General features: G+C 60.7%; 5 protein-coding genes and 2 pseudogenes. 4 read left to right on the forward strand and 3 right to left on the reverse strand.

Going from position 1 to position 10,231, the window contains the following annotated elements; genetic code table 11:
* Nucleotides 1-133: 133 nt before the first annotated feature.
* Complete coding sequence (locus AC1D14_RS18215; protein ID WP_230118366.1) at nucleotides 134-2,995, forward strand: helix-turn-helix transcriptional regulator; 2,862 nt, start codon at nucleotides 134-136, stop codon at nucleotides 2,993-2,995.
* A gap of 34 nt (nucleotides 2,996-3,029) precedes the next feature.
* On the opposite strand, the gene AC1D14_RS18220 is transcribed toward AC1D14_RS18215, so the two are convergent.
* Both AC1D14_RS18220 and AC1D14_RS18225 read right to left on the reverse strand, forming a co-directional pair.
* Nucleotides 3,030-3,419: a hypothetical protein gene (locus AC1D14_RS18220; protein WP_476968925.1), complete on the reverse strand. Its 390-nt coding sequence runs from the start codon at nucleotides 3,417-3,419 to the stop codon at nucleotides 3,030-3,032.
* A gap of 1,266 nt (nucleotides 3,420-4,685) precedes the next feature.
* Nucleotides 4,686-5,894 (reverse strand): IS110 family RNA-guided transposase, encoded by a 1,209-nt coding sequence (locus AC1D14_RS18225; RefSeq protein ID WP_476968926.1) that lies wholly within the window; start codon nucleotides 5,892-5,894, stop codon nucleotides 4,686-4,688.
* 328 nt (nucleotides 5,895-6,222) lie between these two features.
* On the opposite strand from AC1D14_RS18225, the gene AC1D14_RS18230 reads away from it, so the two are divergent.
* A complete protein-coding gene (locus AC1D14_RS18230) occupies nucleotides 6,223-6,906 on the forward strand; it encodes an IS110 family transposase (RefSeq protein ID WP_476968927.1) in 684 nt (227 codons plus the stop codon).
* Nucleotides 6,907-7,509: 603 nt separating this feature from the next.
* On the opposite strand, the pseudogene AC1D14_RS18235 reads toward AC1D14_RS18230, so the two are convergent.
* A pseudogene (locus tag AC1D14_RS18235) lies at nucleotides 7,510-8,776 on the reverse strand (integrase core domain-containing protein).
* 820 nt (nucleotides 8,777-9,596) lie between these two features.
* On the opposite strand from AC1D14_RS18235, the gene AC1D14_RS18240 reads away from it, so the two are divergent.
* Nucleotides 9,597-9,902 carry a hypothetical protein gene (locus AC1D14_RS18240; protein WP_476968928.1) on the forward strand — a complete coding sequence of 102 codons (306 nt, stop codon included), beginning with the start codon at nucleotides 9,597-9,599 and terminating at the stop codon, nucleotides 9,900-9,902.
* Nucleotides 9,903-10,014: 112 nt separating this feature from the next.
* Nucleotides 10,015-10,231, forward strand: a pseudogene (locus tag AC1D14_RS18245) (MFS transporter); the annotation flags it as partial.

Below are 10,231 nucleotides of genomic sequence, written 5' to 3' on the forward strand. Positions count from 1 at the left end.
CCACGCGTTTACTATTACCCGCAGACATCACTAAATTGGGAGTGTTGGATATATTGGGCTGTCCCGACTCTGGCAGTTGGAGTAGTTGCCTCGCAGCCTAAAGGACCGCGCCACTAGAGGTCGTCCTAATATGATGATTTTTGGCAGGAGCTCTGAGCTTGCCCACTTATCTGCCCGACTTGACCTGGCTTATGGCGGATCGGGCCAGATAATGCTTGTGTCCGGGCCGGCCGGGATTGGGAAGACCAATTTACTCGATTGCGCGACTTTGTCGTGGGAGTCCAGAGGCGGCGCGACGCTGTGCGGCCGAAGTCCCGCTCTCGTGGGCCATGAACTGCCCTATCTTCCATGGGCGCAGGCGCTCGATTCGCCCCGGGGGACCCTGAGCACCCGTGCCCTTGAGAACTTGGGTCGGGCTGCCCGCTGTTTGCAGAGTGATGTGCAGGGAGGCCCACGCTCCCAGGCTGCGGCGTTCTGGCAGGCCCTAGTCCGAACTGCAGACGAAACGCCCTTGCTGGTTGTGTTGGATGACCTCCAGTGGAGCGACGACTCCTCCCTAGGCCTCCTCGCGTCGGGAATCGCGGAACTACCCCGCGCCCCCATATTTTTGGCCGTCGCGTTCCGCGTCTCCCCTGACATGAATCAGTCCCTGCGGCACCTGTGGCCTGAATGGGAGCGTCTGGAACTCTGCCATCATGCCCGCCTCTCAGCACTAGAAGACGGGGCGATAGTCCAGTTGCTAAAGAAAGCAGGCTATGACGGCAGGACTGAAGAACTTCTAAAAAGGGCGGCTGGCAATCCCTACTACGCCCTCACGCTGGCCCGCGCCGCGAGTGACAGTAGCCGCGCAACGCTTCCTGCCAGTCTGCTGGATTTTCTTTCGTCCCAGTTAATTCTTGCTGGCGAAGACGTTCGGCGGCTTGCACAGACTGTGGCTCTTGCGGGAGGCAGTATGGAGTTCCTCATTTTGGCCCGGGCGTTCGGGGGTGATGCTGTCTCTTCGGAGAAACAGATCATTAAGGCGGTCAATCAAAACATCCTGATTTTTGACGTTTCGACTGAAACGGTGGCTCTGGCGCACGACTTGATAGGGGAAGCGGCCACGCATTTGCTTGGACCTGAGGCCCGGGCAAGCATCCACCGCGCGCTAGCTCTCGCGTATGAGTCAGCAACACAGGATGTGCCTTTCCGCACGCCTAAGATGGCTACCCACTGGAGGGAAGCGGGTGAAGCGCCACGTGCCTTCGAGGCCTACCTCCTCGCGGCAGACGAAGCTTCATCCAGCGGTGCGTACAAGGAGCAATGGCACCACCTCGAGCAAGCAATGCTGCTCAGTGAAAGGTCGGCCCCGGCATCAGAGGAGCGCCGCAAATGGATGAATCATCTGCCAATCGCTGCGGAAGCCTCATACCGTGCAGGTAATGCTGCTATGGCGGCACGGTTGGCTCAGCAGGCCTTGGATTCTATGGAGCCCGAGATCGCTGACGAGTTGGATCTGGCCGAAAGACTGGTCCAGTACCTGCGGTGGGCAGGCGACGGGCCGGCAGCAGTGGAACGCGCCCGGTTAACAGCCCGTCGCGCTGGGTCAGCTGAGGGCGTCAGCGTACTGCGGAAAGCCGAAATCACTGCGACTCTTGCTGGCGCTCTGATTGGTTCAGGGCAAGCAGAAGAGGCCATGGAAGCCGCCGCCCAAGTTTTGGCTCTGTGCGCAGAGCAGCCCGGTGACCGTTCAGGGCAGACACGGGCGAACGCGCTGACCACCACAGGGATAGCCTACGCCTTGGCGGGTCGGATAGATGAGGGCGTGGAGATACTTGACCAGGCTCTGGCCCTCGCCCGCCAGCATGACGCAGGCGAAAACCTCCTCCGCACGCTGAATAATCACTCTTTCGTGCTTCAGGAAGCCGGACGCTACGAAGCGGCCGCGGGAGATGCCCTAGAAGGTTACCTTCTGGCAGGGGAACTCCATCTCGACCTAGGTGTAAACGGCCTGTGCATTAGTAACCTCGTGAGCTGTCTCGAATGGCTCGGGCGCTGGGACGAAGCAATGACATGGGTAGGCAAGGGACTCAAGGACGCGGTCGGGTACGAAATCAAAGCCGGCCTTCACGGCACCGCCGCGCTCATACTGGCATATCGTGGAGAACAGGTGGAGGCCTTGGCTTGGATGGAAACTGCCCTGAAGGACATTAGGAAATCCGTACTACCAGGAGTTCAATTTCAACTCACAGCCATGGCAGCTGATGTCGCTCTGGCCTCGGGTGAATATGTGAATGCACTGAACACCACAGTTCAGGCCCTGGAGTCCCCCGCCCTCCATGAGGAACCCAGAGACGTGCTCTACATGGCAACGTTGGGCCTTCTCGCGTCCTCCGGCGCCCGGCCCTTCATGGCCAACTCATCCATCGAAGAAAGAGTTAAACTTCTGGGTACCGCCGGATTGAGAGCAGCGGCGGAAAATTCCGGTGTCGTCCAGCAGGCCTGGGCAACAACTTTCGGCGCCGCGTTCGCTGCGGTATCAGGAGCACAGTCCACACCGGAGTGGCTGAAGGCAGCTCAACAGTGGGAAAGCCTCAGCAATCCGCTCTGGGCTATTCGGTGCCTTAACGCTGCTGGGAGCGCGGACCTCCACAGGAATCGTCGACGCGCAACTAGATTGCTTTCAAAGGCAAGATCCCAGGCCATTGCTCTCGGCGCTAGCCAGCTCATCCAGGGCATTGAAGCGCAGGCGCTAAGCACCAATCTGGTTTTGGCGGACCAAGTGGCGCCGGGCAAGAATCCATCACTTCCGTGGGGGCTTACGGCCCGGGAACTGGAAGTACTGGAGTTCCTCACCCACGGCGCCTCCAATCGAATAATCGGCCGCGAGCTCCTGATCACGGAACGAACAGCAGGGGTACACGTTTCCCACATATTGACAAAGCTTCGAGTCAAAACAAGAGCCGAAGCCGCCGCCATTGCGTTCAGGGAGCGAATGAAGGTGGCAGCGGAGTAGCCCAAAGGGGCCCGCATATCAGGGGATCGCCATATCAAGTGATCACCCGGATGCCGTGCGTTCCCCGATCATCTCTTAGCGACGCTACCGCAATAGTGTAAGAGCCTGAGTCCGGTGAAAGCCCACGCACTTCATCACCACTGACTGGGTAAGGAACCCCTGCGTCGATTGAGGCCCAAAACTCAGACAACTTCTGTTGTGCTTCGGGCGGATACCCTTGGCTGGGGTAGGAAGCCACGCACCACACGGTGCGGCGTTCATGATCGACTTGAATAACGGCTATGTGCTCAGGTAATTCCTCGAGGCCGATCTTTTCGAGCTGGGTCCAAACGTCCGGCCGTTTATGTGCCAGCCAAGTCTGCAGCAAGTAAAAATCAGCCTTCTCAATCCTGAAGACTATAAGGTCCTTCAATGGCCATGACATGAGCTCCGCCTCCTCAGCAAAACATCTTTTAGACTACGGGGGCCGCACCCTAGCCCCTTCGGCTTGCTTGCCGACGCCCTCGAACACGCGAACGACAACAGACAAAAGGATCATCGCACCCGCTGAATCGGATTGTGGGCACCACAAAGGATGCTCGAAAATACGGGAATCGTAGTCGGCGGCATTTTCGCGAAACCGGTCCAGTGTGTGCCCATGCCCGGCGTCAGAATCCCCTCGCGACACCTCCTTCGCTTGTTGACACAGAACGAAGTTACGCCTGTCTACATGAACCGTAAACAGCAAGGGATGAGACGATGGCCTTCCCGGTCATGAAACTGTGCCGCCGGCCGCCGTCAAAAAAATTCCCGGACGCTTGTCACATAGGTACGCCTCGTAACGCTCGGCTAACAAAACGGCCGAGGCTAATGGTTCGTCGCAGAGGGAGGCTGGCCGGCTACGGCCTGCTGATCCTGGGCCATGGTGCCAGCCAGGCGCTCGTAGCTGGCTCCTGGCAACTGTTGATCCGTTGGTGCGTCGCCGCATTTGTCTGGTTTAAGGGCTTCGGCTGGTCTTCATCAACAGGCTCCGGACTCGCACGTGCCATCCAAAACCCTTGATACGTACGCCGGTCGTCAATCGGTCCTATACTTGGCACGGCAAACACGCGCAAATCGGACATGTGGGTTCTTAGCGGCGGCGTCGTTCGCGGCTTTAACCTCGGGTGGATCGGTGAGGCAGTTTTGCCCCTAGAGGAACAGCGATGACGTCAGTCTGAAGTACACCCCGACCTGACGTCAGGCAGGTGGTCAGGGGTCGTCCAAATAGGGTTAGATTCTTCTTTTCTGACCATGGGTCGAGAAACTCTTAGACCGCACAGTGACACCTGATTACTCCCTGACGGCAGCACGACACATGGCAGGATATGGGCGTTTCATAGAGGTGCCGGGCCGGTGCGGCAGAGCTGTTCGACTTGGCGATCGCACAGTAACTAGCGGTTCGGAAGCCAATCCGTGCAGGCTGATTGTAGAGCCTTCATCGTTCGCCGAGCACCAATGCAGGAGAGATGAGAGCTGCGCGGTGCTTCTGTATTCACAGACAAGTCCCTCGTCGAACATACCGAACTCGCCCTCGCAAAGCACTCGGCCCACACTTAACACAGTAGATTCCAGACGAACTCCGCAGGATTCGACGGCGTCATACCGCCCCACTCCCCCGCCTCCATCAACCACCAGAAGCAACTTCGCTGTTTGATGCTCCTATGTCTCGTCAAGCGGCGTTAAGCCATTGCCGGTAGGCGGTTGTTAGGGCGGTGTCGTGGAGTTTTCCGCGTTCGATCTCTGAGATCCGGGCGGGTTGGACTCCGAAGTGGTTGGCGACGGTTTGAAGGGTGATGGCGCGTTTGAGTCGGGCCGGGCGTAGGTCCTCGGTTCCCGGGGTGGTGGGCGGGTTGGTCAGGAGCCGGTAAACCTCGCGGGCGATGGCGCGTTTGAGACAGCGGATGGCTTCCTTGGTGCCTTTGCCTTCGCTGGTTCGTTTCTGGATGTAGGCCCTGATGCGTGGTTCGCTGTTCATCCGGGTCAGGGCGATGCGGTGGAGCGCTGCATTGGCTTGACGATCTTCGCCTCGGTTGAGGCGGTGGCGGGTGGTCTTGCCGGAGGATTCCGGCAGGGGGCTGGTGCCGCAGAGGGCAGCGAACGCGGCTTCGTTCTTGATCCGCTCCGGGTTGTCCCCTGCGGTTACCAGCAATTGCGCGGCGGTCACGATGCCGATGCCCTTGGCCGCGAGCAGGGCCGGAGAGGTGGCCTGCACGAGTGCGCGGAGCTGGTCAGTGGCTTCGTCGATCTCTTCAGTTAGGCCGTGGTGGCGACGGGCGAGGTGGCGCAGGGCAATCATGGTGGCAGCCTCGGTCCCGGCGAGCACTTCACCCGGGCGGACGCGGCGCGGGGTCTCGAGCAGGGCTTTGCCGGTGTGCCGGGCGAGTTTCTCGCGCTGGGTTGCAGGGGCGGTGACCAGAACGGCCTTGATTTGGCGCAGCACGTTCGCCCTGGCCTGCACGGCCGAGTCACGCACCAGGTGCAGGACACGGATCGATTCCACGGGACCGTTGGCGAGTTTAGGTGCCGGCAGGTCATCGTGGGCAAGAGCTTCCCGGGCGGCGGCCACCGCGTCCAGAGGGTCGGATTTGCCGCGCAGGCGCCGCGCGGCCCTGTTGGGGCGGACGATTTCTGCGACCTCGAACCCGTTGCGGTGCAGGTGGCGGGCCAGACCTGCTCCGTAGGAGTTGGTGCCTTCAACCCCGAACCGCACCGGTTCACCGTGCGCCAGGACGAACTCTGCCAAAGCCGCGTAGCCGGCCTGGTCGGCCCGGAACTGCCGGTCTGCCAGCATTTCGCCGGTTCCTGCGTCCAGGACCGCTGCGTGATGGGTGTCCGCATGCGTGTCGACGCCGACAACAACCGTGCGTTGATTTGTCATGATGGAAGTGCCTTTCGCTCGAGCGCGGGGCGGCAACACCGGCCGGGCGGGCAGACAAGACGTTGATGGGGCCTCTTGGCCAGGCTCCTGACTTGTTTCATTGATGGTGGGATGCCGCAGGATCTGCAGTCTTGTAGCGTCCAGGGTGTCAGCCGGCACAGGTCCGCAAGCTCCTTGCCGCCCGGTATCGTCCGGGTTGGCTCACTGATAGCGTGCCGCGCCGCTGACACCCGCCCGGGGCGTGGCTCGACAGAGGCATGCAAACACTTCAAGTCAGGGTGCCCGCCACGGGTGATTCATCACCGACATCGGCGAAAGGAACCCGGACGTGATCGTTATCGGCATCGACCCGCATAAATCCTCCATCACCGCCTCAGCCATCGATTCCTCGGGCTGTCAGCTCGCGGTGCGGCGCTTCGTGGTCAACGCGGGCACCGCCAAGCAACTGCTGGGCTGGGTCGCGCAATGGCCCGAACGCAGATTCGCTATCGAGGGTGCCAACGGACTGGGACGCGGAATCGCCCCGATCCTTGTTGCCTGCAGGGAGTCAGTTGTCGATGTCCCCTCGACACTGGCCATGAAGGTCAGAGTCCTTTCTACCGGCGGTGGCCGCAAGAGTGACCCGGCCGATGCGTTCGCTGTTGCCGTCACTGCCCTTCGGCAGGAGAACTTGCGCCCAGTCACCGCCGAAAACCAGAGCACGATTCTTCGCCTGCTGGCAGAACGCCGCGGAGACCTCGGCCACGAACGCGCCCGGCTGCTCAACCGCCTGCACCGGCTCCTGCGCGAACTGATACCCGGCGGCGTCGATCCCGGCCTCAGTGCCGACAAGGCCGCCGCCGCGCTGCGGACCATCCGGCCAGCAACAGCCACCGACGCAATCAGACGCGAGCTCGCCCGGGAACTGCGACGCACAAATCTAACAGACACCCCGGTGCCCGCCAGCCGCGGACTACCTTGCCCACGACGCCAGCCTGCTCTTTGCCGTGTACACCGGAATGTCCATCCGTGACGGGCTCCTCGTCGGAGACAACACCGTTTCCCAGTACGACGGCGATACCCACGACGGACTGACCCTCCCCGCTGAAGGCGACCCAGTCGAGCCAGATCAACGCCGAATTCGTCTACCGCGGCAGCACCATCGCATCGACAAACCACATCACCCTGCCAGACCGCCCAGCAGATCTTGATCCCGACATGACGGGGAAGCGACTGAAAAGTAGAGAAGATCTTTCACAGCCGGAACAGGTCATGTCGCCCACTCGCTGAACGACAATGAAGAGGTAACACGCACCAAAAACATCGAGGAATCAGACAGGGAGCCGCCGGCCACAGCATCGGCCACCAACAAAAAGGGCCCCGGGAGGGGCCCTCATGTGAACAGTTTGTGCACACTCAGAGGCCCGTAAGCCCCTGAACAGGAAAACACGTGCCCGAGGTGGGACTCGAACTGCATTCCAGCCCTTGTAAACACTGGGAAGTCCAGAAAACATCCCCAATACAAGCCAGTCCGGTACCGGTACGGCCGGGTCCGAAGGCAAATGTGTGCACAATGTGCACACCCCCTTTTTGCCCACTTCTTGTGATGTCTCGGGACATGGGTGACGGTTCTGCATCAGGAGATCGGTGACATTTCGTGTATCAGGACTTCGGTGACGGTTGTGGGTTGTTTCACGGTGCGTCCTGGGGGCTTGCCGTTTCCGACTGATTTGGTCCCGGCCGGTGGGCAGGGGTAGGACGTGATGTGGGTGCCCTGCTCATTGAAGAACTGGATCGTCGCGGTGTCCCAGAGCGCGTGGATGGCCTGCCGGGCGAAGGGTCTGCCGATCATGTAGACCACGCTGTTGATCGTGACTCTGCCGTTGGGGTAGGCGATGCGGGTGGCCTGGCCGCTGCCGCGGGTCCCGTCCTGTGTAAGGGCCGGGACAGGTTTCGGGTGTGGTGGCTCGGCGAGGGGTGTGGCGTCCCATGCTCGTCGCGGCGTGATCCGCCCGGGTAGGCCTTGGTGCGGGCGTTCGGTGTTATAGAGGATCGAACGCGTCGACCTGCTCCTGGAGCTGTTCAAGGGTCCCGGCGAGGGGTTGTTTGTCCAGAAACCGGAAGAGGGTCTGATGGAAGCGTTCGTTCTTGCCCTGCGTGGTTGGTTTGTACGGTTTCCCGGTGATCGCCTCGATCCCCAGGGCGGTGACGTACGTGAGGAGCTGGCCTTGATGGCCCCGCCGTGAAGGGTTCAACGCGGCCCCGTTGTCCGTGAGCAGTTTCTGCGGTACGCCGTGCGCGGTGATGCCCTTCTTCACCACCGCGATCGCGGCCTCAGACGTCTCCCCGGCGGCGACGTGGGAGGCGACCGCGAAGCGGGAGTGGTCATCGATGAGCTGGAAGATCACGCATTTACGGCCACCGGTGAGGACGTACTCGGTCGCATCCAGCTGCCACAGACAGTTCGGGGCCGGGTAAACAAACCGGCGGTAGGCGGCCCGGGGCTTCTTCCGCGGCTCCAGCCTCGCGACACCGGTTTGACGGAAGATTCTGGCCAGCGACGCAACCGAGGGCACCGGTTCCAGGCCCATGGATTTCATCTTCTCGAACACGCTGATCGGTCCGTGGTCCAGGCCCGAGCGCTCCAACGCCGCCCGCACCCGGAGTGCCTCCTCCTTGGCCTCGTCACTGATCCTGGACGGGCTCGTGCGCGGCCGGCGGGACCGCGGTTCCAACGCCGCAGCCGGGCCCTCGGCCCGGGCCCGGCCGAGCAACACGTAAAACGTCTTACGGGAGATGCCATGCTCGGCACAGAACGACGTCACAGCACTACGCGGCGCATCATCCGGCCACTGCGAGATCGTTAAACGGACACGAGGATCAACAGGTTCAACTCCACTCATCCACCCATCAGAATGGCAGAAGTGTCACCACCAAGAATCCGGAACTGTCACCGATGTCCTGATGCAGAACTGTCACCCATGTTCAGAGACATAAAAGGTCGGGTCCGAAGGCAAAGGTGTGCACAATGTGCACACCTCCTTTTTGCCCACTTCTCTCCCCATGCAGCCGACCAGCCCGTTGATCCAGAACTGGTCGCGCGCGTTCACTCCTCTCGGGCCTTAGGCAGAACGACAAAACGTCCATTATCGGCGTGCCGAAATGGGAGTGCAAAGGCGCCTAGACCCATCACAGTGCTTGAGGAGAACAGACGTGAGTGGCGCGGTCAGGGAGGCGATAGGGCCGGCAGGCATGTACAGCGCGCCACAACAAAATCGTGCGGCTCGAGCGTCACTGTGAATCACGGTAAATGGGTACTGAACCCCTGTTGGATGCAAAAGGAGCATCAGCTCTAGTGTTGTCGTGAGACCGGCCGCAGAGAGTTCGGGCTCACGTCCTGGAATTCAAGGAACGGTGGACAGCTAATGGACTGGGATATGCTAACGCCATCTCCTTCCCCGAAGGACGCAGCCGGCCTTCCGCGATTCGCAGCTTTGTTGATGACAGTTCTTGGCAAGCTATTTCAGCATTCAACTCTCTTGCCGCCGGCGCATCGATGTGCCGGGTCGGCCCAAGGATGTTCGGCTATTGCAGTTCCGGACGTCCTCGCGTTTGCCCCTGCATGCGCGCTTGAAGAAGAGAGTGAGAAGTCCTCTCGATTCAACGGCTGGGGTCAGTTCATGAGCCTAGTATCAACACGGCTTTAACGACGAAGCCGGAAAGATGTTCAATCAGGACTGCCACCTTCCCAGCCCGGCAGAACTCTCGCTGCTCACCTACAAGACCTCCGGGGTCCGCGTTGATGAAAAGCTTGGGAAGGTCACTGCTGGACAGCCAATCGGCGTACGGTTGGACGATTTCAGCAACGTCTGCGGGCTCGCCTTCGATCGGGATCTCTCGGGGGAAGGTAAGGCTGGGACGGCGGCGCTCCCTGGTTCAAGGAATGGCCGAAAAATTTCGCGGAGTCCCTGGAAGGCCGGGGCGGAAGTGAAGATGCAGTTGGTTCTTACATCGGATAACGGTCAATGAGCCAAAAACCCCTGTTGGAGGTCAGGGCATCGGCGGTCCTACTGTGGTCGTGATGGCGATCACGTCGCTGTTCGCCCGCGAAGAAGCGGAAGAATTGCCTGTAGGAGGGCACATGGACAACACACCAGTTTTGACCCCGGCTGACCGGCGGCGCGCGATCAGCGCCGGAGCCATCGGTAATTTCATCGAGTGGTTCGACTTCATTGCGTACGGCTCAGTGGCAGTGTTTCTTGCGCCACTCTTCTTCCCATCGACAGACCCATTGACGTCTCTGCTCTCGGTGTTCGCCGCGTTTGCGGTCGCTTTCGTGGCCCGGCCGCTGGGCGGGG

It is taken from the genome of Arthrobacter sp. P1_B11 (genome assembly GCF_056406715.1).

Bases quoted from the DNA above. Each gene is read 5' to 3' on its own strand.
- AC1D14_RS18215 (WP_230118366.1), top strand. From the start codon at position 134: ATGATTTTTGGCAGGAGCTCTGAGCTTGCCCACTTATCTGCCCGACTT.
- AC1D14_RS18220 (WP_476968925.1), bottom strand. From the start codon at position 3,419: ATGTCATGGCCATTGAAGGACCTTATAGTCTTCAGGATTGAGAAGGCT.
- AC1D14_RS18225 (WP_476968926.1), bottom strand. From the start codon at position 5,894: ATGACAAATCAACGCACGGTTGTTGTCGGCGTCGACACGCATGCGGAC.
- AC1D14_RS18240 (WP_476968928.1), top strand. From the start codon at position 9,597: ATGTTCAATCAGGACTGCCACCTTCCCAGCCCGGCAGAACTCTCGCTG.